Source organism: Streptomyces sp. NPDC006516 (assembly GCF_040611875.1).
Lineage (GTDB): Bacteria > Actinomycetota > Actinomycetes > Streptomycetales > Streptomycetaceae > Streptomyces.
The window spans coordinates 545,401-570,527 of record NZ_JBEXPD010000001.1 but is presented as its reverse complement, the minus strand read 5'-3'; the positions used below and the strand labels follow the sequence as shown (position 1 = coordinate 570,527).

The 25,127-nt window shown below is 71.2% G+C and carries 26 protein-coding genes; 7 read left to right on the top strand and 19 right to left on the bottom strand.

The window, feature by feature from the left end; translation table 11 throughout:
- Window positions 1-43: 43 nt before the first annotated feature.
- The gene (locus tag ABZY45_RS02435) at window positions 44-478 is read left to right on the top strand and encodes a Fur family transcriptional regulator (protein ID WP_356735261.1); all 435 of its coding nucleotides are present in this window, start codon (window positions 44-46) and stop codon (window positions 476-478) included.
- 43 nt (window positions 479-521) lie between these two features.
- Here ABZY45_RS02435 and ABZY45_RS02430 read toward each other — a convergent pair whose 3' ends face one another.
- The 4 genes from ABZY45_RS02430 to leuA form a co-directional block, all read right to left on the bottom strand.
- Window positions 522-1,334, bottom strand: a complete 813-nt coding sequence (locus ABZY45_RS02430; protein WP_356735259.1) for an isoprenyl transferase — start codon at window positions 1,332-1,334, stop codon at window positions 522-524.
- 22 nt (window positions 1,335-1,356) lie between these two features.
- Window positions 1,357-2,103, bottom strand: a complete 747-nt coding sequence (recO, locus tag ABZY45_RS02425; RefSeq protein WP_356735257.1) for a DNA repair protein RecO — start codon at window positions 2,101-2,103, stop codon at window positions 1,357-1,359.
- A gap of 123 nt (window positions 2,104-2,226) precedes the next feature.
- Complete coding sequence (locus ABZY45_RS02420; RefSeq protein ID WP_356735255.1) at window positions 2,227-2,931, bottom strand: TerB family tellurite resistance protein; 705 nt, start codon at window positions 2,929-2,931, stop codon at window positions 2,227-2,229.
- Between the two features lie 202 nt (window positions 2,932-3,133).
- Window positions 3,134-4,924: a 2-isopropylmalate synthase gene (gene leuA, locus ABZY45_RS02415; RefSeq protein ID WP_356735253.1), complete on the bottom strand. Its 1,791-nt coding sequence runs from the start codon at window positions 4,922-4,924 to the stop codon at window positions 3,134-3,136.
- Between the two features lie 292 nt (window positions 4,925-5,216).
- Here leuA and ABZY45_RS02410 point away from each other — a divergent pair, with 292 nt between their 5' ends.
- The gene (locus ABZY45_RS02410; protein ID WP_356735251.1) at window positions 5,217-6,293 is read left to right on the top strand and encodes a M4 family metallopeptidase; all 1,077 of its coding nucleotides are present in this window, start codon (window positions 5,217-5,219) and stop codon (window positions 6,291-6,293) included.
- Window positions 6,294-6,347: 54 nt separating this feature from the next.
- On the top strand, window positions 6,348-6,614 hold the full coding sequence (locus ABZY45_RS02405) for a protealysin inhibitor emfourin (protein ID WP_356735249.1): 267 nt from the start codon (window positions 6,348-6,350) through the stop codon (window positions 6,612-6,614).
- A gap of 164 nt (window positions 6,615-6,778) precedes the next feature.
- On the opposite strand, the gene era is transcribed toward ABZY45_RS02405, so the two are convergent.
- The 3 genes from era to ABZY45_RS02390 are packed head-to-tail and all read right to left on the bottom strand — an operon-like array spanning window position 6,779 to window position 9,132.
- Window positions 6,779-7,753: a GTPase Era gene (gene era, locus ABZY45_RS02400; protein ID WP_356735247.1), complete on the bottom strand. Its 975-nt coding sequence runs from the start codon at window positions 7,751-7,753 to the stop codon at window positions 6,779-6,781.
- A 52-nt stretch (window positions 7,754-7,805) separates the two neighbouring features.
- Entirely contained in the window at window positions 7,806-8,159 is a 354-nt protein-coding gene (locus ABZY45_RS02395) for a cytidine deaminase (RefSeq protein ID WP_356735245.1), read from the bottom strand.
- Between the two features lie 49 nt (window positions 8,160-8,208).
- Window positions 8,209-9,132 (bottom strand): helix-turn-helix transcriptional regulator, encoded by a 924-nt coding sequence (locus ABZY45_RS02390; RefSeq protein WP_356735243.1) that lies wholly within the window; start codon window positions 9,130-9,132, stop codon window positions 8,209-8,211.
- Window positions 9,133-9,258: 126 nt separating this feature from the next.
- Here ABZY45_RS02390 and ABZY45_RS02385 point away from each other — a divergent pair, with 126 nt between their 5' ends.
- Window positions 9,259-10,671, top strand: a complete 1,413-nt coding sequence (locus ABZY45_RS02385; protein ID WP_356735241.1) for an MFS transporter — start codon at window positions 9,259-9,261, stop codon at window positions 10,669-10,671.
- A gap of 20 nt (window positions 10,672-10,691) precedes the next feature.
- Here ABZY45_RS02385 and ABZY45_RS02380 read toward each other — a convergent pair whose 3' ends face one another.
- The 5 genes from ABZY45_RS02380 to ABZY45_RS02360 form a co-directional block, all read right to left on the bottom strand.
- Window positions 10,692-11,045, bottom strand: a complete 354-nt coding sequence (locus tag ABZY45_RS02380) for an MmcQ/YjbR family DNA-binding protein (protein ID WP_356735239.1) — start codon at window positions 11,043-11,045, stop codon at window positions 10,692-10,694.
- Complete coding sequence (locus ABZY45_RS02375) at window positions 11,042-12,325, bottom strand: hemolysin family protein (RefSeq protein ID WP_356735237.1); 1,284 nt, start codon at window positions 12,323-12,325, stop codon at window positions 11,042-11,044. The genes ABZY45_RS02380 and ABZY45_RS02375 overlap by 4 nt, the downstream gene beginning before the upstream one ends.
- Window positions 12,322-12,819, bottom strand: coding sequence for an rRNA maturation RNase YbeY (gene ybeY, locus ABZY45_RS02370; protein ID WP_277334053.1), 498 nt, complete (start codon window positions 12,817-12,819; stop codon window positions 12,322-12,324). Before ybeY ends, ABZY45_RS02375 begins: the two co-directional genes overlap by 4 nt.
- Window positions 12,820-12,831: 12 nt before the next feature.
- A complete protein-coding gene (locus ABZY45_RS02365; RefSeq protein ID WP_356735235.1) occupies window positions 12,832-13,854 on the bottom strand; it encodes a PhoH family protein in 1,023 nt (340 codons plus the stop codon).
- A gap of 127 nt (window positions 13,855-13,981) precedes the next feature.
- Entirely contained in the window at window positions 13,982-15,085 is a 1,104-nt protein-coding gene (locus ABZY45_RS02360) for a PfkB family carbohydrate kinase (protein ID WP_356735233.1), read from the bottom strand.
- Between the two features lie 365 nt (window positions 15,086-15,450).
- Here ABZY45_RS02360 and ABZY45_RS02355 point away from each other — a divergent pair, with 365 nt between their 5' ends.
- Window positions 15,451-16,809 (top strand): MFS transporter, encoded by a 1,359-nt coding sequence (locus tag ABZY45_RS02355; RefSeq protein ID WP_356735231.1) that lies wholly within the window; start codon window positions 15,451-15,453, stop codon window positions 16,807-16,809.
- Here ABZY45_RS02355 and ABZY45_RS02350 read toward each other — a convergent pair.
- The 7 genes from ABZY45_RS02350 to hrcA form a co-directional block, all read right to left on the bottom strand.
- The gene (locus ABZY45_RS02350) at window positions 16,773-17,765 is read right to left on the bottom strand and encodes an adenosine deaminase (RefSeq protein ID WP_356735229.1); all 993 of its coding nucleotides are present in this window, start codon (window positions 17,763-17,765) and stop codon (window positions 16,773-16,775) included. The genes ABZY45_RS02355 and ABZY45_RS02350 overlap by 37 nt on opposite strands.
- A 10-nt stretch (window positions 17,766-17,775) precedes the next feature.
- Window positions 17,776-18,684, bottom strand: coding sequence for a ribonuclease Z (locus tag ABZY45_RS02345; protein ID WP_356735227.1), 909 nt, complete (start codon window positions 18,682-18,684; stop codon window positions 17,776-17,778).
- A gap of 4 nt (window positions 18,685-18,688) precedes the next feature.
- Complete coding sequence (locus tag ABZY45_RS02340) at window positions 18,689-19,048, bottom strand: histidine triad nucleotide-binding protein (RefSeq protein WP_356735225.1); 360 nt, start codon at window positions 19,046-19,048, stop codon at window positions 18,689-18,691.
- 180 nt (window positions 19,049-19,228) lie between these two features.
- Entirely contained in the window at window positions 19,229-19,975 is a 747-nt protein-coding gene (locus ABZY45_RS02335; protein WP_356735223.1) for a 16S rRNA (uracil(1498)-N(3))-methyltransferase, read from the bottom strand.
- The gene (locus tag ABZY45_RS02330) at window positions 19,972-21,045 is read right to left on the bottom strand and encodes a nitronate monooxygenase (RefSeq protein WP_356735221.1); all 1,074 of its coding nucleotides are present in this window, start codon (window positions 21,043-21,045) and stop codon (window positions 19,972-19,974) included. The genes ABZY45_RS02335 and ABZY45_RS02330 overlap by 4 nt, the downstream gene beginning before the upstream one ends.
- A gap of 155 nt (window positions 21,046-21,200) precedes the next feature.
- On the bottom strand, window positions 21,201-22,340 hold the full coding sequence (dnaJ, locus tag ABZY45_RS02325; RefSeq protein ID WP_356735219.1) for a molecular chaperone DnaJ: 1,140 nt from the start codon (window positions 22,338-22,340) through the stop codon (window positions 21,201-21,203).
- A complete protein-coding gene (gene hrcA / locus ABZY45_RS02320; RefSeq protein WP_014156352.1) occupies window positions 22,341-23,357 on the bottom strand; it encodes a heat-inducible transcriptional repressor HrcA in 1,017 nt (338 codons plus the stop codon).
- A gap of 165 nt (window positions 23,358-23,522) precedes the next feature.
- Here hrcA and ABZY45_RS02315 point away from each other — a divergent pair, with 165 nt between their 5' ends.
- On the top strand, window positions 23,523-24,245 hold the full coding sequence (locus ABZY45_RS02315; RefSeq protein WP_356735217.1) for an MBL fold metallo-hydrolase: 723 nt from the start codon (window positions 23,523-23,525) through the stop codon (window positions 24,243-24,245).
- Between the two features lie 25 nt (window positions 24,246-24,270).
- Entirely contained in the window at window positions 24,271-25,089 is an 819-nt protein-coding gene (locus tag ABZY45_RS02310; RefSeq protein ID WP_356735215.1) for a DUF3097 domain-containing protein, read from the top strand.
- Window positions 25,090-25,127 lie beyond the last annotated feature (38 nt).

Here is a 25,127-nt window from a genome sequence, read left to right as displayed (position 1 = left end):
CACAATGGCCCGACGTACGTACGGGCGACACGAGGAGGCAGCTGTGGCGACGGCGCCGATCAGTGGCACGAACGCGGCACCGGTACGCGGCCGGTCCACCCGGCAGCGGGCGGCGGTCGCGGCGGCGCTCGACGAGGTCGACGAGTTCCGCAGCGCCCAGGACCTGCACGACGTGCTCAAGCACCGGGGCGACTCGGTCGGGCTGACCACGGTCTACCGCACGCTCCAGTCCCTCGCCGACGCGGGCGAGGTCGACGTGTTGCGCACGACGGACGGCGAGGCCGTCTACCGGCGCTGCTCGACCGGTGACCACCACCATCACCTGGTGTGCCGCGTCTGCGGCAAGGCCGTGGAGGTGGAGGGCCCGGCAGTTGAGCAGTGGGCCGAGACCGTCGCCGCGCAGCACGGCTATGTGAACGTGGCCCACACGGTGGAGATCTTCGGCACCTGCGCGGACTGCGCGGCCGAGCGGAGCTGACCGCCGGCGGGAGGCCCGGGCACCGGGCCCCCCACCGTCCGGCTCACGCCTGCGTGACCTCCTCGGCCCCGCCGAACCGCCGGTCGCGCCGTGCGAACTCCAGGCAGGCACGCCACAGGTCCCGGCGGTCGAAGTCCGGCCACAGGACGTCCTGGAAGACCATCTCGGCGTACGCGCTCTGCCAGATCAGGTAGTTGGACGTGCGCTGCTCACCGCTGGGACGCACGAAGAGGTCCACGTCCGGCATGTCCGGGTAGTAGATGTACTTCGCGAAGGTCTTCTCGTTGACCTTCGACGGGTCGAGCTTCCCCGCCGCGACGTCCTGGGCGATGCGCTGCGCCGCGTCGGCGATCTCGGCCCGGCCTCCGTAGTTGACGCAGAAGTACAGCGTCATCCTGTCGTTGTCCTTGGTCTGCTCCTGGGCGACCTGGAGCTCCTGGACGACGGACTTCCACAGCTTCGGCATGCGGCCGACCCAGCGGATGCGGATGCCGAGCTCGTCCATCTCGTCGCGCCTGCGGCGGATGACGTCCCGGTTGAAATTCATGAGGAACTTCACCTCGTCCGGCGAACGCTTCCAGTTCTCCGTGGAGAAGGCGTACAGCGAGAGGTTCTTGACGCCCATCTCGATACAGCCCTTGAGGACGTCCATGACGACGCCCTCACCGACCTTGTGGCCCTCGGTGCGCGGCAGACCCCGCTCCTTGGCCCAGCGGCCGTTGCCGTCCATCACGACGGCGACGTGCTTGGGCACAAGCTCGCCGGGGATCTTCGGCGGGGTGGCGCCGGAGGGGTGCGGCTCGGGGGTCTTGTACTCACGCCGGTTACGGCCGCCGAGCATCCCGCGTACTGCCATGGGCTTCTCTCGTCTCCCTGTGTCACTTCTCTACGTACCGCAGCGAGCGCAGACCGCGCTCCAGATGCCAGTGCAGGTAGGCGGACACGAGCCCGCTCCCCTCCCTGACGTGACGCGCCTCGGACGCGTCCGCCGTCTCCCAGTCACCGGTGAGCAACGCGCTCAGCAGTTCGACGGCCTCCGCCGAGGGTACGACGCTGCCGGGCACCCGGCAGTCGCCGCATATGACGCCGCCCGCCGCGACGGAGAAGAACCGGTTCGGTCCGGGCATTCCGCACTTGGCACAGTCGTCGAAGCTCGGGGCGTAGCCGTTGACGGCCAGCGAACGCAGCAGGAAGGCGTCCAGGATGAGGTTCGGCGCGTGCTCGGCGCGCGCGAGGGTGCGGAGCCCGCCGACGAGCAGCAGGTACTGCTGGACGGCGGGCTCGCCCTCGTGGTCGGTGAAGCGCTCGGCAGTCTCCAGCATCGCGGTGCCGGCGGTGTAGCGGGCGTAGTCGGAGACGATCCCGCCACCGTACGGAGTGATCGTCTCGCTCTGGGTGCACAGGGGAAGGCCCCGGCCGACGAGCTCGCTGCCGCGCGCGAAGAACTGCACGTCCACGTGCGAGAAGGGTTCGAGCCGCGCCCCGAACTTCGACTTGGTGCGGCGCACCCCCCGGGCCACGGCACGCACCCGCCCGTGGCCGCGGGTCAGGATCGTGATGATCCGGTCGGCCTCGCCCAGCTTCTGCGTACGCAGCACGACGCCGTCGTCCCGGAACAAGCTCATGCGGCCATTGTCGCCCACCGGGGCACCGGCCCACGAAGCGGTTCCGGAAGCCGTTCGGGCCGGCAGGGCTCCCCCGCCCCTCCCCAAGGGCCCCAGGGGCGCCCTGCGCGGGCCGCCAGCGGCCTACGAGGGCGTACGGGCGGCTGCGGCGAGCAGCTCCGCGGTGTCGGCGGGACAGAGCTGGAGCGCGCCGCCGACCATGGTCAGCACCTCGCGCTCCGCCTGGCTGTACGGCCCGTCGGCGAGCGCGATCCTGGCGCCCCGCAGCAGGACGCCCTCGCGGCCGGCGACGGCCAGGTGGGGTGCGAGGGGTTCGAGGACCTCGTGCAGCTCTATGGCGAGGGCGGCGCCGCAGGCCTCGGCAGCGGGATCGGAGGTGCCGCCGGGGCCGGTGTCGGCGGCGAGCACCTCGACGATGGTGAAGAGCTGTTCCTGGGTGCAGTCGTCGAGCCCGGCGTCGCGGACGACGGCCGCCGCGGTCTCCAGGACCGTACGGGAGGTGGTGCCGCCCGCCGCGAGCACGGCGAGCGTGACCGTGTGCACGGCCTCGCGGAGCATCGCCGAGAAGCGGGTGGTGGTGGGGCGGTCCAGGGTGTCGGTCGCGAAGTGCGCCCGGCACGCGGCGCATTCGACGACGGGGCCCGCGCTGCCCCGGTTCAGCAGGGGCAGGCCCAGGACCGTGAGGCGGTGGCGGCCGGTGAGGCGCCGGTAGTTGCGGTCACCTCCGCAGCCCGGGCAGAAGAACTCGCCGTCACCGACGGCGTCCCAGACGGTGCGGATGCCGCAGATGCGTAGCTTTGTGGCGCTTTGTCCTTTGGCTGTCCGCACGTCGCACACCTCCGTAACGCCACGGCAACATTGCCGCGTTGGACGTGATGTTAGCCACACGCGTGATGTGGCGTCAGTATCCCGGACGTCACAACACCGGGAGATGGCCGAACCCCGCCCACCCTCGGAGGGTGAACGGGGTTCCCGGGCCGGTCGGTTCGGCGTCATGTAGGGCGTTTGTCCGTCATGCCGCCCGCCGGTGTCAGCGGGTCGCGCGGTTGACCGCGGAGACCACGGCCTTGAGCGAGGCGCGCGTGGTGTTGGCGTCGATCCCGATGCCCCACAGCACCTTGCCGTCGATGGCGCACTCGATGTAGGAGGCCGCCTGGGCGCTCGCGCCCTCGCTCATCGTGTGCTCGGTGTAGTCCAGCAGACGGGCGTCGATGCCGATGGCCTGCAGCGCTTCGAAGAACGCGGAGATCGGTCCGTTGCCCGTGCCGGTCAGCACCGTGTCCGTGCCGTCCACCGTGGCCTCGACGGTGATCGTGTCCTGGCCGTCGGAGCCGGTGGTGGTCTGCCCGGAACGGATCTGTACGCGTCCCCAGGCGTTCTCCGGGTTCGGCAGGTACTCGTCCCGGAACGTCGACCAGATCTGGGCCGGGGTGACCTCCCCGCCCTCGGCGTCCGTCTTGGCCTGAATGATCCGGGAGAACTCGATCTGCATGCGGCGCGGCAGGTCCAGCTTGTGGTCGTTCTTCAGGACGTAGGCGATCCCGCCCTTGCCGGACTGCGAGTTGACCCGGATGACGGCCTCGTAGGACCGGCCGACGTCCTTCGGGTCGATCGGCAGGTACGGCACCGCCCACTCGATGTCGTCGACCGTCTTCCCCTGGGAGGCGGCGTCGGCCTCCATGGCGTCGAAGCCCTTCTTGATGGCGTCCTGGTGGGAGCCGGAGAAGGCGGTGTAGACCAGGTCGCCCGCGTAGGGGTGGCGCGGGTGGACCTCCATCTGGTTGCAGTACTCGCTGGTGCGGCGGATCTCGTCGATCTGCGAGAAGTCGATCTGCGGGTCGACGCCCTGGGAGAAGAGGTTCATGCCCAGGGTGACCAGGTCGACGTTGCCGGTGCGCTCGCCCTGGCCGAACAGGCAGCCCTCGATGCGGTCGGCGCCGGCCATGATGGCCAGCTCGGCGGCGGCCACGGCCGTGCCCCGGTCGTTGTGCGGGTGGACCGACAGGCAGACGTACTCGCGGCGGGACAGGTTGCGCGACATCCACTCGAAGCGGTCCGCGTGGGTGGAGGGCGTGGAACGCTCCACGGTGGCGGGCAGGTTGAGGATGATCTCGCGGCCCTCCTCCGGCTGCCAGACGTCACAGACGGCCTCGCAGACCTCCAGGGCGAAGTCCAGCTCGGTGTCGGTGAAGATCTCCGGGCTGTACTGGTAGCCGAAGATCGTCTCGTCGCCCAGGATCTTGTCCGCGTACTCCATGACCAGCCGCGTGCCGTCCACGGCGATCTGCTTGACCTCCTCCTTCGAGCCGCGGAAGACCACGCGGCGGAAGGTGGGGGCGGTGGCGTTGTACAGGTGGACGGTGGCGCGGCGGGCACCGACCAGCGACTCGACGGTGCGCTCGATCAGTTCTTCGCGGGCCTGCGTCAGGACGGAGATCGTCACGTCCTCGGGGATCGCGCCCTCTTCGATGATGGAGCGCACGAACGCGAAGTCGGTCTCGCCGGAGGACGGGAAGCCGACCTCGATCTCCTTGTAGCCCATGCGTACGAGCAGATCGAACATCTCGCGCTTGCGGGCCGGGGACATCGGGTCGATCAGGGCCTGGTTGCCGTCGCGCAGGTCGGTGGACAGCCAGCGGGGCGCCCGCGTGATGCGGTTGTCGGGCCAGGTGCGGCCGGAGATGTCCACGGCCTCGTACCCGCGGTACTTGTGCACCGGCATCCCGGAAGGCTTCTGCAGCTGCGTCGCGTTGGTGACCGGGGTGGGGCCACCCACGGGGGTGGCGGCATCGGCGTTCGCGGAAGGGTTCACTGCGGTCATGGCGTACGGCTCCTCTGAGGTCCAGCAGGGGCGGCCGACTGTGTCGCTGCAACAGCGAACTCCGCGGGGAGGGAGCCGGCCTACGACTACAGGCCCTCGCCGCGGCAGCTAAGAAGGAGCAGCCCGAAACGCATGATGCGGCCACACTAACCGAGGGGCGCCTGGTGCGTCGGTCCGTATCAGTATGCGGGATCGCGCCTTCATGGAGGCAGAACGGTGATACATCACTCTATTTCGTCAATCGCAATCGCAATTAGTGACAGCGCGGTGACGGAGTGCCACAGTCGTTTGCATGCAGCCTCGACCGAACAACGGGCTCCGGCCCGTCTTCTGCACGATCGTGCCGCCCCACGTCCTCGACAAGCTGTCCCAGGCCGACGACCCGCTCCTGGCCGACCCCGCGCGGCGCACCCTGGAGGCCGACGCGGCCCGGCGCCACCACCGGCAGGTGACCGCGCTGGCCTGGACCCCCCAGGCAGCCCGCACCTCCGCCGCGGTCCCCAGCAAGCCCCACCGCACCCTGTACGACTGCCGGCACGGCACGGATCTGCCGGGCCACAAGGTCCGCGACGAGGGGGACGAACCGACCCAGGACGCCAGCGTCAACCGCGCGTACGCGGGACTGGGCGCCACCTTCGACCTGCTGCTCACTGAGTACGGCCGCAGCTCGATCGACGGCAAGGGGCTGCCCCTCATCGGCTCCGTGCACTACGACGAGAAGTACAACAACGCGTTCTTCGACGGCGAGCAGATGGTCTTCGGGGACGGTGACGGCGAGATCTTCCTCGACTTCACCATCGCGATCGACGTGATCGCCCACGAACTGGCGCACGGACTCACCCAGTACACCGCCAACCTGGCGTACGAGGGCCAGTCGGGCGCCCTCAACGAATCGGTGTCGGACGTCTTCGGCTCCCTGGTCAAGCAGTACTCGCTGGGCCAGAGCGCGGACCAGGGTGACTGGCTGATCGGCGAGGGCCTGCTCGCCCCCCGGGTCAGCGGCGTCGCGCTGCGCTCGATGAAGGCCCCGGGCACGGCGTACGACGACGACGTGCTCGGCAAGGACCCGCAGCCCGCTTCGATGGACGACTACGTCGAGACGGAGGACGACAACGGCGGGGTCCACATCAACTCCGGCATCCCCAACCGCGCCTTCTACCTGCTGGCCACGGCGCTGGGCGGCAACGCCTGGGAGCGGGCCGGCCGGATCTGGTTCGACGTCCTGACCGGCGGCGAACTGGCCCAGGACGCGTCGTTCACGGACTTCGCCAAGCTGACCGTCACAGCGGCACGGCACAGGTTCGGCGAGGGCGACGAGGCCGAGGCGGTGCTGAAGGCGTGGTCGGAGGTGGGCGTGCCGACACGCTGACCGGGTAGATACGAGCCGGCCCCGTCCGGACGGGGCCAGGCAGGAGCAGGACGCATGCGCATTCAGGTGAGCCGGACCGGCGGTTTCGCCGGCATCGCACGCCGCGGCGAGGTCGACACCGCCGGGCGGCCCGACGCGGCCGAGTGGGAGACCCTGGCCGAGGCGGCGCTCGCCGCCGGGCGGGACGGCCCGCCGGCGGGGGTGCCGGACGGCTTCCGCTATCGGATCACGGTGGGCGACCGGGCGGTCGACTGCGCGGACCCACGCCTTACCGACGCGCAGCGGACGCTGATCTCCAGGGTCCTGAAGGAGGGCGCGTAGGCCCGGGAGGAGTTCTCCCGGGCCTACGCCCAGGAGGGGTCCGCCCGGAACCCGGGCCGCGCGGTCTCCCCGCCCGCCCGGGTCTCCCGCGCTCCCCGGGCCGCGCTCGCCGAGTCGGCCTCCCTCGCCGAGTCGGCCGCCCTCGCTGCCCGGGTCGCTCTGCCTCAGAAGCCCAGCTTGCGCAGCTGCTTCGGGTCGCGCTGCCAGTCCTTGGCGACCTTCACGTGCAGGTCCAGGAAGACCGGCGTGCCCAGCAGCGCCTCGATGTGCTTGCGCGACTTCGTACCCACGTCCTTGAGCCGCTTGCCCTTCGGGCCGATGATGATGCCCTTCTGGCTGGGCCGCTCGATGTAGACGTTCGCGTGGATGTCCAGCAGCGGCTTGTCCGCCGGACGGTCCTCGCGGGGCAGCATCTCCTCGACGACCACCGCGATGGAGTGCGGCAGCTCGTCCCGTACGCCTTCCAGCGCGGCCTCGCGGATCAGCTCCGCGACCATGACCATCTCGGGCTCGTCGGTGAGGTCGCCCTCCGGGTAGAGCGGAGGGCTCTCGGGCAGGAGCGGGGCGATCAGGTCGGCGAGGAGACCGACCTGCTGGTCCTTGACCGCGGAGACCGGGATGATCTCGGCCCACTCGAAGCCGAGCTCGTCGGCCAGGGCGGAGACGGCGAGCAGCTGCTCGGCGAGCGCCTTGGACTCGACCAGGTCGGTCTTGGTGATGATCGCGATCTTCGGGGTCTTCTTGATCCCGGCGAGTTCCTTGACGATGTACTTGTCGCCGGGGCCGAGCTTCTGGTCGGCGGGCAGGCAGAAGCCGATGACGTCGACCTCGGCCCAGGTGGTCCGTACGACGTCGTTCAGCCGCTCGCCGAGCAGGGTGCGCGGCTTGTGGAGGCCGGGCGTGTCCACCAGGATCAGCTGGGCGTCGTCACGGTGCACGATCCCCCGCACCGTGTGCCTGGTGGTCTGGGGGCGGTTGGAGGTGATCGCCACCTTCTGACCGACCAGAGCGTTCGTGAGGGTGGACTTGCCCGCGTTGGGGCGGCCCACGAAGCAGGCGAAGCCGGCCCGGTGGGGGGCGGTGTTCTCAGCCTGCTGCGCAGCGGCTTCGGTGTTCGGTCGAGCGCTCATGGCGCCCATTCTCCCCGATCCCGGCGGCGGCGATGCACAGCAGGGCGAGCCCGCCCCCGATTCAGCCCGCGGTGACCGTGGATCGCAGGGTGCCGTCGGGGCCCGCGAGCAGCACGGGCGTCTCCGGGCCGCCCAGGTCACGGACGGCGGCGCGGTCGGCGTCGGAGGCGGCGTCGGCCTGTGAGACGACGGCCGCCGCCTCCAGCGATGTGGCGCCGCTGGCCACGGCCATCGCGACGGCGGTCTGGAGCGCGCTGAGCTTCAGCGACTCCAGGGTGACGGTGCCGGCGGCGTACGTGCGTCCGGTCTCGTCCCTCACGGCGGCGCCCTCCGGCACCGCGTTCCGGGCGCGGACACTGCGGGCCAGCGTGACGATCTTGCGGTCCTCGGCGCCGAGGGCGTTGTCATCGGTCATGTGCTGAGCATACGAAGCGGCCTGGCGCGCCCACCGCGACGGGGTCCGCTCACCCCGGCACGGGGTACATCGAGCCGCGTCGTCCTTCGGGTGAGGCCAGCCACTGGAGCTTGGCCTCCGTCCCCGTGTCCGGCAGCGGCGTGTGCAGGACGATCACGAGGTCAGGGCGTGCGGGCACCCGCAGCTGGGTGGACTCCACGCACAGGGTGCCGACGAGCGGGTGGGTGAGCTCCTTGCGGACCTGGCCGCCCGGGGCCACGTCCCGCCGGTCCCAGAGCGCCGCGAACTCGGCGCTGAGCTCCCTCGCCTCGTCGACCACGGCCCGGAAACCCTCGTCCCCGGGGTGGTCGGAGCAGGCTGCCCGGTACTGGGCGACGACCTGGCCCGCGATGGTCTCCCAGTGCTTCGATCTGGCCCGGTACACCGGGTCGGTGAAGAACGCGATCATGCAGTTCTGCACGATCCCGGGGCGCATGCCGAGCACCGCCGAGGCCGCGTCGTTGTAGAGCACGGTGTTCCAGTACCGGTCCATGATGTGGGCCGGGAAGGGCATCCAGGCATCGATGAGCCTGGTCAGTCCCGCGCACATGTCCTGGTGGGCCGGGTCGACCTCCAGGGCCGGCGGATTGAGTCCGGCCAGGGCGTAGAGATGGCGGCGCTCCGCGCTGCTGAGGCGCAGCACCCTGGCGACGGAGTCCAGGACCTGCGGCGAGACGGTGATGTCGCGGCCCTGTTCGAGCCACTGGTACCAGGAGACGCCGACGCCCGCGAGCACGGCGACCTCCTCCCGGCGCAGTCCGGGCGTACGCCGGCGGGCCCCACCGTCCGGGAGTCCGGCGTCCGCCGGGCTGACCCTGGCCCTGCGGCTCCGCAGGAACTCACGCAGTTCCGCGAGGCGATGGGCCTTGTCGCCGGTGGCGGCGCGGGCCGTACTGTCACGAACCGCGTTGCTGTGCTGGGCCGGTGAGGCCACGTACTCCCCCTGGTGTCCGTGTGCTCCTGGCAGCCGGCGCGGCCGATGCGCTCCTGGCTGGTGGTGCGGCCAACAGGATAAGTTGCCGCTCCCCACGAATATTCCGGCCCGCCCACGCTGTGGGACATGGCAATCGAATCCCCGACTTCCGCTCCCCCGCGCACCTCCGGCCCGGTGGCCGAGGCCCCGCCCTCGCTCTCCCGCCGGGACCGGCTGGTGCTCTTCGTGCTGTGCGCCGCGCAGTTCATGGTGGCGCTCGACTTCTCCGTACTGAATGTGGCTCTGCCCGTCCTAGGTGAGGACCTCGGCCTGAGCCGGTCCGGGCTCCAGTGGGCCGTCACGGCGTTCGCCCTGCCGTCCGGCGGCTTCCTGCTGCTCTTCGGCCGGATCGCCGATCTCTACGGCAGGCGCAGGCTGTTCCTCGCGGGCCTCGCCGTCTTCGGGGCGGCCTCGCTGCTGGCGACGCTTGCCTGGGACCCTGCTTCCTTCCTCGCCGGGCGGGCGCTCCAGGGGCTCGGGGCCGCTGTGATCGTGCCGACCGGGATGTCCCTGCTGACCACGACGTTCCCCGAAGGCCCGCTGCGGGACCGGGCGCTGGGCATCAGCGGGACGCTGCTCTCGCTGGGCTTCACCGTCGGGATGGTGGCGGGCGGTGTGCTCACCGACACCCTGGGCTGGCGCTCCACGATGGGGCTGCTGACCGGCGCCGCGGTCATCGTGTTCGTCCTGGCTCCGAAGGTGCTGGCCGAGTCACGTACGCCGGAGCGGCCGAAGCTCGACGTGCCTGGTGCCGTCACCGTGACCGGCGGTCTCCTCGCGCTGATCTACTCGCTGTCGACGGCCGCCGAGCGCGGCTTCGGTGGGGCGGACGCGCAGATCACCCTGGTGCTGGGAGTGGCCCTGCTGACCGCGTTCGTGATCGTCGAGTCCCGCTCGGCGGCCCCGCTGGTCTCCCTGCCGATGCTGCGGCGTCGTACGATCGCGTTCGGCAACCTGGGCGGTCTGGCCACGTTCTCGATGATGAGCACCATCGTGTTCGTCCTGACCCTGTACCTCCAGGACCTGCTGGAACTGTCGGCCCTCGGGACGGGGCTCGTCTTCGGGGTCCAGGGCCTGGCGTCGGTGGCCGCCGGCGTGTACGCCCCGAGGATCGTCGGCCGGATCGGCGCACGCCGGACACTGGTCCTGTCCCTGATCGGCCAGGGCGTGTTCATCGGGGCGCTGCTGGGCCTGGGCGAGGACTCCGGTGTCTGGCTGGCCACGGTGGCCGTGTCCCTGGCGAGCGCCTTCCACCTGGGCGCCATCATCGCCTACGGACTGACGGTGACCTCCGGCGTGCCGAACGAGGAGCAGGGCCTGGCGACCGGTCTGGTCACCACGACGCAGCAGGTGGGCATCACGATCGGCATCCCGCTGCTGGGGGTGCTGTCGACCACGCAGGGTTCGCTGTTCGAGGGCGTACGGCTGGTGGTGGCCATCGCGGCGGTCGTCCTGGTCGCGACGGGGCTGGCGGTCGGTGCCGGTCTGCGGCGGGCCTGACGGCGCTGCCCCGCGAGCCCCTACGGCCGGTCCAGGCGCAGTCGTTGCGCCTTGGGGAGGCCGGCCACCACCAGGTCGTAACTGTCCTCCACGAGCTCCCGGACCATCCGGTCCGGGAGCTCGGAGACCGTCACGGTGTTCCAGTGCCGCTTGTTCAGGTGGTAGCCGGGGACGATCGCGGTGTGCTTCTCACGGAGGCGCAGCGCCTCGTCCGGATCGCATTTGAGGCTGACCTTCAGGGGCCGCGCGTCCAACACGCTGAGCGCGAACATCTTTCCCAGGACCTTGAAGACCGAGGCCTCGGGTCCGAAGGGGAACTCCTCGACGCCCGCGTTGAACTCCAGGCACAGGGCGCGCAGCTCCTGGGGGGTCATGCCGTCTCCGCCCCCTCCGGTTCCACCAGCACCGTGACGATCTTGTTCCTGCGGCCCGCAGGGGACTCCGCGGTCAGCCGCAGCTTGCGTCCGTCGGGGAGGTCGACGATCGAGGTGGCGCCGGAGATCGGTACCCTCCCGAGCGCCTTGGCCAGCAGGCCGCCGACCGTCTCCACGTCCTCGTCGTCGTACGAGTCGAGGCCGAACAGCTCGCCGAGGTCGCCGATGTCGAGCCGGGCGGTGACCCGGAAGCAGCCGTTCTCCAGCTCCTGGACCGGGGGGAGTTCACGGTCGTACTCGTCGGTGATCTCGCCGACGATCTCCTCCAGGATGTCCTCGATGGTGACGATGCCTGCCGTGCCGCCGTACTCGTCGATCACGACGGCGACGTGACTGCGGTCCTGCTGCATCTCGCGCAGCAGGTCACCGGCGTTCTTCGTGTCGGGGACGAAGGCGGCGGGCCGCATCGCGGTGGAGACCAGGTCCGCCTCCGCGTCCCTGTTGATGTGCGTCTTGCGGACGAGGTCCTTGAGGTAGACGATCCCGACCATGTCGTCCTCGTTCTCGCCGGTGACCGGGATCCGGGAGAAGCCCGAGCGCAGGGCGAGGGTCAGTGCCTGACGGACCGTCTTGTAGCGCTCGATGCAGACCAGGTCGGTGCGGGGCACCATCACCTCGCGTACGAGGGTGTCGCCGAGCTCGAAGACCGAGTGCACCATGCGGCGCTCCTCGTCCTCGATGAGCGACTCCTGCTCGGCGAGGTCGACCATGGCGCGCAGTTCGGCCTCACTGGCGAAGGGGCCCTTGCGGAAGCCCTTGCCGGGGGTCAGCGCGTTGCCGAGGAGGATCAGGAGCTGAGGGATCGGCCCCATGATCCTGGCCAGCGGCAGCAGGACGTACGCCGCGGCCGTGGCGGTGTTCAGCGGGTGCTGACGGCCGATGGTGCGCGGCGAGACCCCGATGGCGACGTAACTGACGAGGACCATGACGCCCATGGCGACGGCCAGCGCCTGCCACGTCTCGGCGAACTCCTGGAGACAGGCGTACGTGACGAGCACACCGGCCGACATCTCGCAGGCCACCCGGACGAGCAGCGCGACGTTGAGGTAGCGGGTGGGGTCGGCGGCGACCTGTTCCAGCTTGGCGCTGCCGCGGCGTCCGGCCCGGACGGCCTCGGCGGCACGGAAGCTGGACGTGCGCGCGATCCCGGCCTCCGCACAGGCCGCGAGCCAGCCCACCACGATCAGCAGGACGGCCCCGGAGACGAGAGGGACGCTCACGAGACGGTGGGGGCCGGGGACGGACCGGTCAGCCCGCGCTCGCCGCGCCAGCCGTCCACGATCGCCGCCTGGAGGCCGAACATCTCGGCCTTCTCGTCCGGCTCCTCGTGGTCGTAGCCGAGGAGGTGCAGCACCCCGTGGACGGTCAGGAGCTGGAGCTCCTCGTCCATGGAGTGCTGCGTCTCGGCGTCCTCGCCCTGCTTCTTGGCGACCTCCGGGCAGAGCACGATGTCACCGAGGAGCCCCTGCGGGGGCTCCTCGTCGTCCTTGGCCGGGGGACGGAGCTCGTCCATCGGGAAGGACATGACATCCGTCGGGCCCGGCAGGTCCATCCACTGGATGTGGAGCTGCTCCATGGCGGCGGTGTCCACCACGATCACCGACAGTTCGGACAGCGGATGGATCCGCATCCGGGCGAGGGCGTAGCGGGCGATGTCGAGGATCGCCTGCTCGTCGACCTCGGTTCCGGACTCGTTGTTGACGTCGATCGACATGGTGCGCTGCGACTACTTCCCTCTGCGGCCGTTATGGCCGTCCGCGTTGTCGTACTTCTCGTACGCGTCGACGATACGGCCGACGAGCTTGTGCCGGACGACATCCTGGGAGGTGAGCCTGGAGAAGTACACGTCCTCGACGTCGTCCAGGATCTCCTGGACCTGACGCAGACCGCTCTTGGTGCCGCCCGGAAGGTCCACCTGGGTGACGTCACCGGTGACGACGATCTTCGAGTCGAAGCCGAGGCGGGTGAGGAACATCTTCATCTGCTCGGCGCTGGTGTTCTGCGCCTCGTCGAGAATGATGAAGGCGTCGTTCAGGGTCCTGCCTCGCATGTACGCCAGCGGCGCGACCTCGATCGTTCCCGCGGCCATGAGCCGGGGGATCGAGTCGGGGTCGAGCATGTCGTGCAGGGCGTCGTAGAGCGGGCGCAGATACGGGTCGATCTTGTCGAAGAGCGTGCCGGGCAGGAAGCCGAGCCGCTCCCCCGCCTCGACGGCGGGCCTGGTCAGGATGATCCGGCTGACCTGCTTGGACTGAAGGGCCTGGACCGCCTTGGCCATGGCCAGATAGGTCTTTCCGGTACCCGCGGGACCGATGCCGAACACGATGGTGTGCTTGTCGATCGCGTCGACGTACCGCTTCTGGTTGAGCGTCTTGGGGCGGATCGTGCGGCCCCGGCTGGAGAGGATGTTCTGCGTGAGCACCTCCGCCGGGGTCTCGGCACCGTCCCCGTTGCCGTTCCCGCTCGCCCTGAGCATGGCGATCGAGCGTTCCACCGCGTCCTCCGTCATCGGCAGCCCGGTGCGGAGCACCAGCACCATCTCGTCGAAAAGGCGCTGGATCAGTGCGACGTCGGCCGCGCTTCCAGTCGCGCTTATCTCGTTTCCCCGGACATGGATGTCGACGGCCGGGAACGCCGTTTCGATCACGCGCAGCAGCGAGTCGCCGGACCCCAGGAGCATCACCATGGGATGCGCGGCCGGGATGCTGATCTTGGCGCGCGCCTGCGGCTGTGTAGGTGACTGAGTCATGGGCCGGCCCTCGGGCCTGCGCATACCTCCCGTTGCAGGGCCGTCGCTGCTCGACCGCCTCTGGACTACCAGCGTACGACTCCCCGCCGACAACGCCGAGAGGTTTTACCCGGTGATCATCAGCGCTTCACTGCCGGAAGCCGATGGTCGGCACGGCGCGGCGCAGTGGCCAGGCCCGGCAGGTGCCGGGCAGCAGCTCCTCCAGGAAGGCGTAGCGCTCCAGCGCCGCCGGGTCCTGGTCCGCGCAGGTGCGCACCTGCTGCCACCATCCGGCGACCTCGGCCCAGCCGGGCGCGGACAGGGACCCGCCGAACTCCTGCACCGAGAGGGCCGCCGTCAGTCCGGCGAACGCGAGGCGGTCGGCGAGCGGCCAGCCGGCCAGGGTCCCGGTGAGGAAGCCGGCGACGAAGACGTCGCCCGCGCCGGTGGGGTCCAGGGCCTCCACCTCGATGGCGGGCACCTCGGCGGCGGTCCCGGCCTCCCGGTCGACCGCGTAGGCGCCCTCGGCACCCAGGGTGACCACGGCCAGCGGAACCCGCTCGGCCAGGGCGTGTGCGGCGGCGCGCGGGCAGTCGGTCCGGGTGTAGCGCATGGCCTCCTCCGCGTTGGGCAGGAAGGCCAGGCAGTGGTCGAGGTCGGGCAGGGCGTCCAGGTCCCAGCGGCCGGTCTCGTCCCAGCCGACGTCGGCGAAGACCATCGCGCCGTCGCGGGCCGCGCGGGCCACCCAGGGCTCGCTGCGGCCGGGGACCAGCGAGGCGACGGCGGCGCGGGCGCGGGGCGGGCGTCGGGGGAGCGTACGGCCGGGCACCACGGGTCCCGCCGGGGCGGGGGCCTCGTGGCCGTGCGAGACCATGGTGCGCTCGCCCTCGTACGCCATGGAGACGGTGACGGGAGAGTGCCAGCCGGGGACGGTGCGCGAGAGGGAGAGGTCGATGCCCTCGCCGTGTTCGAGGGCGTCCCAGCAGTACTCGCCGTAGTGGTCGTCCCCGAAGGCGGCGGCCAGTGAGGTGTGCAGGCCGAGGCGGGCGAGGGCGGTGGCCATGTTGGCGACGCCGCCGGGACTGGAGCCCATCCCCCGCGCCCAGGACTCGGTTCCGCGCACCGGCGCGGAGTCCAGGCCGGTGAAGATGATGTCGAGGAAGACCGTGCCGGTCAGGAAGACGTCACAGGCGGGGTCCTGCGGGGCGCGCAGCCCGTACAGCGGGTCGATGCCTGGATCAAGTGTGCTCACCGTGCGCTCCCCGGGCGAGGATGTTCTGAACAGTGCGGGATCCGGCCAGTGTGCCCGATTCGCCCCTCCGTCCCGAGGGTCCGCGCCGTACCGCGCACAGCCACTCCGACCTGCATAAACATGCGCTGTTACCCGAGCTGGTCATGCATAAACATGAACGTGACCCAGATCACATCGGCCCGGCTTTCCGCTGCCTGGGCGCGCTTGATACAAATTGGCCCGCGAGCACCGTTCGGGACAGTTGACGACGAGTGCCGCTTCTGTGGCATTCCCCCGCTTCTTCTCGCATCATCCTCCCCTGCTCCACCTCGCCGTACCCTCCCCTGCCTTCTTCTGCCTCCTCAGGCATGTCTTCAGGAACGCCCATGTCCTCGCGCCCTCGCGCCGCGTGGCCCCTGGTCGCCGTGTTCACCGCCGGTTACCTCGCCGCCTATCTCCTCCCCACCATCGTCGGCCGCCTCAGCACTTATCTCGGGCTGAGCTCGGCACAGGCTGGTCTGGTCGGCAGCGCCCTGCTGCTGAGCTCGGCATCGGCCGGATTCACCCTGGCGGGCCGCGTCGAGAGATTCGGGTCGCGCAGACCCGCTCGGGCAGGTCTGGTGCTGGCGGTGCTCGGCTACGGCTGCGCCGCGCTGACCACCTCGGTGCCTCTGGTCGTCGCGGGTGTGGTCGTCGGCGGTCTCGGCTCGGGCACGGCGACCGCCGTCGCCGCTTCGGGCATCGCGGCGCAGCGCGATCCGCACCGCACCTCGTCGCTGGGGCTCCTCAGCGTCTCGGCGACGGCGGGGGCCCTCTATCTGACGGTCCCCCACCTCGGCGGCGGGCACCGGCTGCCCTTCGCCTCCATCGCGCTGGTCGCCCTGCTCGTCTGGCCCGCCACCTCGCGGCTGGGCGGCCCGGCCGCCGTGGGCGAGACGTCAGCGGTACAGGGCCGCCTCCCGCACCGGCGGTCGGGCCTGGTGCTGGCGGGCGGGATGCTCGTCTGGTCCATGGCCCAGAACGCCCTGTGGGGCGTGAGCAGCCGCATCGGAGCCGTCCAGGTGGGGCTCTCCGAGGTGACCATCGGCGCCGTGTTCGCCGCGGCGCTGGGCGCCGGGCTGCTCGGCGTCATGGGAGCCGGGATGCTCGGGTCCCGTCTCGGGCGTGCCGTGCCCATCGGTCTCGGGACGATGATCATCGCGGGGAGCATCGTGCTCAGCTCCTCGGCCGAGGACCTCGGGGCCTTCGCGACCGGCGAGATCGCCTGGAACACCTTCTACCCGGTGGTCCTGTCGTATCTGATCGGCCTGGCCGCCTCCCTGGACGTCCGCGGCCGGTGGGCGGTCCTCGCGGGCTCGGCCTCATCCGTCGGCACGGCCTGCGGCCCCCTGCTCGGCAGTGTGCTCTCCGAGCAGGCGGGCTACGCGGTGATGGGCCTGATCCTGGGGGCCGCCACGCTCCTGGTGGCGGCCCCGGTCACCGCGGTGGCGCTGCACACCGGCGGACGCCCGCTGGTGCCGGGTTCCGTCCGGCGCAGGGGCGGGGCCCCTGCCGCACTGCTCGCCGCGACGACCAACAGCCTCTCCGGCGCGGTGCCCAAGCTGGGCGCGCCGGAGCAGGCGGTCGCGGAGATCAGCGTGCCCGCGCTGCGGCGCAGGCGGCTGGTGCGGAGCGCGTTCCGGACGGCGGGACCGGCCGGAGGCGCGGGTCAGTCGAACGCGTACGCCTCGACCTCGGAGAGGTAACGCGCCCTGCGCTCCTCGTCGTGGTCGAGGAAGGCCGCCTCGAAGGAGTTCCGGGCCAGCGTGCGCAGCTGTTCACGGTCCAGGCCGAGCGCCTCGTGGACGGCGTGGAAGGTGTCTCCGACGTATCCGCCGAAGTAGGCCGGGTCGTCGGAGTTCACCGTGCAGAGCAGCCCGGCGTCCATCATGGCCCGCAGCGGGTGCTGCTCCAGGACGTCGATGGCGCGCAGCCGCACGTTGGACAGGGGGCAGAGCGTGAGCGGGATCCGCTCGGAGACCAGCCGGTCCACCAGCTCCGGGTCCTCCATGCAGCGCAGGCCGTGGTCGATGCGCTCGACACCGAGGACGTCCAGGGCCTCCCGGATGTACTCCGGCGGGCCCTCCTCGCCCGCGTGGGCGACCTTGCGCAGCCCGAGGGCCGTGGCGGCGGCGTACACCTCGCGGAACTTCGCGGGCGGGTGGCCGACCTCCGCCGAGTCCAGGCCGACCGCGCTGATGCGGTGCAGGTACGGCTTCGACGCCTCCAGCGTCTCCAGCGCCGACTCCGCGGACTTGTCGCGCAGGAAGCACATGATCAGCTGGGTGGAGATGCCGTGCTTCTCCTCGCTGCGGTCCAGCGCCCTGCCGAGCCCTTCGACGACGGTGCCGATCGGGACGCCCCGGTCGGTGTGGGCCTGCGGGTCGAAGAAGATCTCCGCGTGCCGGACGCCCTGGGCGGCGGCACGGGTGAGGTAGGCGTCGGCGAGCTCGGCGAAGTCGTCCTCGGTGCGCAGCACCGCCATGAGGGCGTAGTAGAGGTCGAGGAAGCTCTGCAGGTCGTCGAAGAGGTATGCGGTGCGCAGCTCTTCGGTGTCCGCGTAGGGCAGGTCCACGCCGTTGCGGGCGGCGAGTTCGAAGGCCAGCTCGGGTTCGAGGGTCCCTTCGATGTGGAGGTGGAGTTCGGCTTTGGGGAGGTGCACGGAGTTCTCGTTACGTGTGGCGGGTGGGTACGGGGACCCGGATCAGGTCCTGGGCGATGGTCAGTTCGCCTTCGAAGCCGGCCGCCCTGGCCTGGTGCTCGAAGACATCGGGGTCGCTGTAGCGCTGGGAGAAGTGCGTCAGCACGAGGTGCCGCACGCCCGACTCCTTCGCCACCCGGGCGGCCTGTCCCGCGGTGAGGTGACCGTGGTCGGCGGCCAGCCGGCCGTCCTCGTCGAGGAACGTCGACTCGATGACCAGCATGTCGCACCCCTCGGCGAGCGCGAACGCGCCGTCGCAGAGCCGGGTGTCCATGACGAACGCGAAGCGCTGTCCGCGGCGGGTCTCGGAGACCTCGTCCAGCGTGACGCCGCGCAGCGCACCGTCCCGCTGGATCCGTCCGACGTCGGGTCCCGAGATACCGTGCCCGGCCAGCTTCGCGGGCAGCATCCGCACCCGGTCGGGCTCGGTGAGGCGGTAGCCGAAGGACTCGACGGGATGCGAGAGCTTCCGGCTGTCGAGGGTGTACGAAGCAGTGGTCGCGAGGACCCCGTCGGCCGCGACCGGCGCCTCGGTCAGCTCCACCGACTCGCGGTAGGCGGTGGCGTACCGCAGCCGGTCGAAGAAGCGCTGTCCGCTCGCCGGGAAATGGGCGGTGACGGGGTGCGGCACCTGATCGAGATTGATCCGCTGGATCACTCCCGCGAGGCCCAGCGAGTGGTCTCCGTGGAAGTGTGTGACGCAGATCCGGTCGATGTCGTGCGCGGCGACGCCCGCCCGCAGCATCTGGCGCTGGGTGCCCTCGCCCGGGTCGAAGAGGATCCCCTCACCGTCCCAGCGCAGCAGATAGCCGTTGTGGTTGCGGTGGCGGGTCGGGACCTGGCTGGCGGTGCCGAGGACCACGAGTTCTCGTACGGACACGACGTCAGCCGGGGGGCCACTGCATTCCGCGCCCGCCCAGGACGTGCGCGTGCGCGTGGAAGACGGTCTGTCCCGCGCCCGCGCCCGTGTTGAGGACGATGCGGTAGCCGGTGTCGGTGATCTTCTCGTCGGCGGCGACCTGTCCGGCCTCGCGCAGCACGTCGGCGGCGATCTCCGGTTCGGCGGCGGCGAGCGAGGCGGCGTCGGGGTAGTGCGCCTTCGGGATGACCAGGACGTGGGTGGGAGCCTGGGGGTTTATGTCACGGAAGGCGACGGTCGTCTCGCTCTCACGGACGATGGTCGCCGGGATGTCCCCCGTGACGATCTTGCAGAACAGGCAGTCGGTCTGCGGCTCTCCCGCCATGGCCCGGCCTCCTCGCTCGTAGGGTCCTCGTGATCGGTACACCGCATGCTATCCGGCCCGGGTCCGCGCACCGAGCCCGCGGCAACGGCGGCGCGCGGAGGCACCGGCGTCGACCGGACGCACCCCCGCGTGCCCGGTACGGCGGACAGCCCGGCGGCGCGATGCGGGGCGGCCCGCCCCTCAGCTCCAGCGCCCGGTGCGTCCCATCAGCAGCGCCCCCGCGGCCGTCCCCGCGGTCGAGGTACGCAGCACGCTGGGGCCGAGCCGGTACGGGGGTGCTCCCGCCTCGGCGAAGGCGGCGAGCTCCTGGGGCGAGACCCCGCCCTCGGGGCCCACGACCAGCACGATCGTGCCGGTGGCGGGGAGTGCGGCGGTGGCCAGTGGCTCGCTGCCGCTCTCCCGGTCCTCGTGCAGGACTCCCGCGAAGTCCGCGCCCGCCAGCAGAGCGGCGACCTGCTTAGTCGTCATGGCCTCCGCGACCTCGGGGAAGCGCACGCGGCGCGACTGTTTTCCGGCCTCGCGGGCGGTGCTGCGCCACTTGGCCAGTGACTTGAGCCCTCGGTCACCCTTCCACTGCGTGATGCAGCGCGCGGCCTGCCACGGCACGATCGCGTCGACGCCCGTCTCGGTCATCGTCTCCACGGCGAGTTCGCCCCGGTCCCCCTTGGGCAACGCCTGGACGACGGTGACGAACGGGGTGGGCGCGGGCTCCTCGTGCACCGTCTCCAGGCCCGTGACGACGAGCCGGTCCTTGCCCTCGGCCGTCCGTACGACGCCTTCGGCCCAGCGCCCCCGTCCGTCGGTGAGGACGACGTCCTCCCCGGGGTTCAGCCGCTTCACGGACACGGCGTGGCGCCCCTCGGGCCCATCCAGGACGAACTCGGGCCCGCCGGGCAGGTGTTCGACGACGAAGACCGGTGCCGTCACTGGGCACTCCTCACACTCACTGCCGCTCGCGCGGCGTCCGTTTCTGCGGCGAGCAGGCCCACGAGTTCCCCGGCGGGCAGCTCGCGTGCCAGCCTGTGCCCCTGGCCCGCCCACAGGGCCATGCCCTGGGCGTCCCCGGCCGCGGCCGCCGCCCTGCGCAGCCCGCTGGTCAGCTGGTGCACCTGCGGGTAGGCGGCGGGGGCGTACGGACCGTGTTCCCGTACGAACCTGTTGACCAGCCCGCGTGCGGGACGCCCTGAGAACGCCCGGGTCAGGGCCGTGGTCACGAACAGCGGGTTGGTCAGGGCGTCCTTGTGCAGCGGGTGCGCCCCCGACTCGGGGCAGGGCAGGAAGGCCGTGCCCAGCTGCGCTGCGTCGGCCCCCGCGGTCAGGACCGCGGCGATCTGGGCACCGCGCATCAGACCGCCGGTGGCGATGACAGGCAGCCGTACGGACTCGCGGATCTCGGCGATCAGGGCGAGCAGTCCGGTGCCGGAGAGGCCGCCCTGGGGGTCGTCGCGGTGCGTGGACTGGTGACCGCCCGCCTCGGTGCCCTGGACGCAGAGGACGTCGGCGCCCGCCCACTGGGCGTTGCGTGCCTCCTGGGCCGAGGTGACCGTGACGACGGTGCACGTGCCGGCGGCGGCGAACGCGTCGAGGATCTCGCGCGCGGGGCAGCCGAAGGTGAAGGAGACCACGGGCACGGGGTCGTCCAGCAGGATCGCGACCTTGGCGTCGTAGCCGTCGTCCCCGCCGGCGTCCGGGTCGCCGAGCGGGGTCTCGTACCAGGAGGCCTCACCCGCCAGCTGACTGCGGTAGACCTCGACGGCACTGGGGTCGGCGACCGATGGCTGCGGCATGAAGAGGTTCACGCCGAAGGGCCGTCGGGTCATCCTCCGGAGCTGCTCGATCTCGTTGTACATCCCGTCCGCCGTCTTGTAGCCGGCGGCGAGGAACCCCATCCCACCGGCCTCGGAGACCGCGGCGGCCAGCTCCGGCCGGGAGACGCCTCCCGCCATCGGGGCCTGCACGATCGGGTAGCGGCAGAGATCGGTGAGGGGCGACGACATGACCGCATCGTGCCATGTCCGGCGGATCGTTCCGAATCAGCCCTTGTCCGCAGCGGGAACGCGGCGGCGGACACGGCGACGCCCGCCGGCTCCGTACCTGCGGACACGGCGACGCCCGCCGGTCCGGGGACCGGCGGGCGTCGGGGTGGCAGGGCTCAGCGGCCGTTGAACGCGTCCTTCAGGCGGGAGAACAGCCCCTGCTGCCCCGGCTGGAACTGGCCCGTGGGCCGCTCCTCGCCGCGCAGCTTGGCCAGCTCCCGCAGGAGGCGCTCCTGCTCGGGGTCCATCTTCGTCGGGGTCATGACCTCGACGTGCACGATGAGGTCGCCGCGCCCGCCACCACGCAGGTGCGTGATGCCGCGCCCGTGCAGCGGTACCGACTGGCCGGACTGGGTGCCCGGCCTGATGTCGATCTCCTCCAGGCCGTCCAGCGTCTCCAGCGGCACCTGGGTGCCGAGGGCCGCCGCCGTCATGGGGATGGTGACCGTGCAGTGCAGGTCGTCGCCGCGCCGCTGGAACACCGGGTGCGAGAGCTCGTGGATCTCGACGTACAGATCGCCGGCGGGGCCGCCGCCGGGGCCGACCTCGCCCTCGCCCGCGAGCTGGATCCGGGTGCCGTTGTCGACACCGGCGGGGATCTTCACGGTGAGGGTGCGCCGCGAGCGGATACGGCCGTCGCCGGCGCACTCGGGGCACGGGGTCGGTACGACGGTGCCGAAGCCCTGGCACTGCGGGCAGGGGCGCGAGGTCATGACCTGGCCGAGGAAGGACCTCGTGACCTGGGAGACCTCGCCACGGCCGCGGCACATGTCACAGGTCTGCGCGGAGGTGCCGGGTGCGGCCCCCTCACCACTGCAGGTCGTACAGACGACCGCGGTGTCGACCTGGATGTCCTTGGTCGTGCCGAAAGCCGCCTCGTTGAGGTCGATCTCCAGCCTGATCATGGCGTCCTGGCCGCGCCGGGTCCGCGAACGGGGCCCGCGCTGGGCCGCGTTGCCGAAGAACGCGTCCATGATGTCGCTGAAGTTGCCGAAGCCGCCGGCGCCGAAGCCACCGGCCCCGCCACCGCCGCCCGAGGCCGACAGCGGGTCGCCGCCGAGGTCGTAGACCTGCTTCTTCTGCGGGTCCGACAGCACCTCGTAGGCGGCGTTGATCTCCTTGAACCGCTCCTGGGTCTTGGGATCCGGGTTGACATCCGGGTGCAGCTCGCGGGCGAGCCTGCGGAATGCCTTCTTGATCTCGTCCTGAGATGCGTCGCGGCGCACGCCGAGTACGGCGTAGTAGTCCGTGGCCACTTACGACTCCGCCAGGATCTGTCCGACGTAACGTGCCACTGCGCGTACCGCTCCCATCGTTCCGGGGTAGTCCATGCGGGTCGGTCCGACCACGCCGAGTTTGGCGACTGCCTCGTCGCCCGAACCGTAGCCGACCGCGACGACGGACGTGGCGTTGAGGCCCTCATGGGCGTTCTCGTGCCCGATCCGTACGGTCATGCCCGAATCCGTTGCCTCACCGAGCAGCTTCAGCAGGACGACCTGCTCCTCCAATGCCTCCAGCACCGGCCGGATCATCACAGGGAAGTCGTGCCCGAAGCGGGTGAGGTTGGAGGTGCCGCCGATGATCAGCCGCTCCTCCGTCTCTTCGACCAGTGTCTCCAGGAGAACGGAGAGCACCGTGGACACGGTTCCACGGTCCTCGGTCTCGAAGGACTCCGGCAGATCCTGCACCAGCCGCGGGACGTCCGCGAAGCGCCGTCCGACGACCCGGCTGTTGAGCCGGGCCCGCAGATCCGCCAGAGACGTGTCACCGAACGGTGCAGGGCAGTCGATCATACGCTGTTCGACCCGGCCCGTGTCCGTGATCAGCACGAGCATCAGCCGTGCGGGAGCCAGGGACAGCAGCTCCACGTGCCGCACCGTGGACCGGGTCAGCGAGGGGTACTGCACGACGGCGACCTGCCGGGTCAGCTGCGCGAGCAGCCGGACCGTGCGGCCCACGACGTCGTCGAGGTCGACAGCGCCGTCGAGGAAATTCTGGATGGCCCGGCGCTCGGGCGACGACAGGGGCTTGACGCCCGCGAGCTTGTCGACGAAGAGCCGGTAGCCCTTGTCCGTCGGGATGCGCCCGGCGCTGGTGTGCGGCTGGGCGATGAAGCCCTCGTCCTCCAGCACCGCCATGTCGTTGCGGACGGTGGCCGGGGAGACCCCGAGGCTGTGCCGCTCCGTGAGCGCCTTGGAGCCGACGGGCTCCTCGGTGCCGACATAGTCCTGAACAATGGCGCGCAGCACTTCGAGTCTGCGTTCGCTGAGCACCGCGCACACCTCCAGCTGTGGTTCTCCGGCGTCTGCCTGGCACTCTGTGCGTTCGAGTGCCAGCGATCCCCCCGGTCAGTGTACGGGGGCAGGGTGGGCCGGAGGCAAGGGCGACCGGCCACGCTCTCACGCGACGGTGCAGGTCGTTGCCGATAGCGTCGTCGTATGGACGTCGCTTGGGAAGAGTTCGGCTGGGAGCGGTTGGGCAACGGTACGGGGCGGCGGCGCCTTCCCGTCTGGGACGCGACCGCCGCGCTGGTCGCCGGGGAGGACGGTGTGCTGCTCTACGACACCGGTTCGACGCTCCGGGAGGGTGTCGAGCTGCGGAGTCAGGCGGAGGCCATGCTGGGCCGGAGGGTGACGCATATCGCACTCAGCCATCCGCACTTCGACCACGTGCTGGGCACCGCCGCCTTCGCCGGGGCGGAGGTCTACGGGGCGGTCGGCACCGCCGCGCTCCTGGAGCGGGGCGCCGGGGAACTGCGGGCGGACGCGGTGCGGCACGGGATGAGCGAGGCGGACGCCGCGGCGGCCACGGACGCCCTGGTGGCGCCGCGGCACCAGGTGAGCGGCGAGTGGACGCTCGATCTCGGCGGCGGTCTCCAGGTGCTGCTGGCCAATGTGGGCCCCGGCCACAGCGGGCACGACCTCGCGGTGCTGGTGCCGGGCTCCCCCGTCGTGGTGCTCTGCGGCGATCTGGTCGAGGAGTCGGGCGAGCCGCAGGCCGGCCCGGACGCGGTCCCCTCGCACTGGCCTGCCGCACTGGACCGGCTGCTGGAGCTGGGCGGCGAGCAGGCTCTGTACGTCCCGGGGCACGGGGCCGTGGTGGACGCGGCGTTCGTACGGGCGCAACGCGATCAACTGGCCGCGCGCTTCGGCGTGTCGTGAAAGCGGCCCCGATTATCGTGCTGCCATGCGCAGCTACCAGCCGGACCTGACTCCGCCGTGGAAGAAGTCGGCCCCCGCCCCCGAGGTGCCCGCCGAGCCCGACCTGGTCGTCGAGGAGGCCGTCACCGGCTTCTGCGGGGCGGTCGTCCGGTGCGAGAAGACCGCCGAGGGCCCGACGGTGACGCTGGAGGACCGCTTCGGCAAGCACCGGGTGTTCCCGATGCAGCCGCGCGGCTTCCTGCTGGAGGGCGAGGTGGTCACCCTCGTACGCCCGTCGGCGGGCGGGCCCTCGCGTCCCTCCCGTACGGCGTCGGGCTCGGTGGCCGTCCCCGGGGCGCGGGCGCGGGTGGCGCGGGCGGGGCGGATCTACGTGGAGGGCCGGCACGACGCCGAGCTCGTCGAGCGGGTCTGGGGCGACGACCTGCGTATCGAGGGCGTGGTCGTGGAGTACCTGGAGGGGATCGACGACCTTCCGGCGATCGTGCGGGAGTTCGCCCCGGGTCCGGACGCCCGGCTCGGCGTCCTGGTCGACCATCTGGTGCCGGGGTCCAAGGAGTCCCGGATCGCCGCCCAGGTCACGGACGCGCACGTGCTGGTGGCGGGGCATCCGTACATCGACGTCTGGGAGGCCGTGAAACCCTCGTCGGTGGGCATCCCGGGCTGGCCGGTCGTGCCGCGCGGCCAGGACTGGAAGACGGGCGTCTGCCGGGCGCTGGGCTGGCCGGAGAACACGGGCGCGGCCTGGCAGCACATCCTGTCCAGGGTCGGCTCGTACAAGGACCTCGAACCGCAGCTGCTGGGCCGGGTCGAGGAACTGATCGACTTCGTCACCCTGCCGGGCTGACAGCCCCGCCCGAGGCCCTCTGAGGAGCCGTGCGGGGC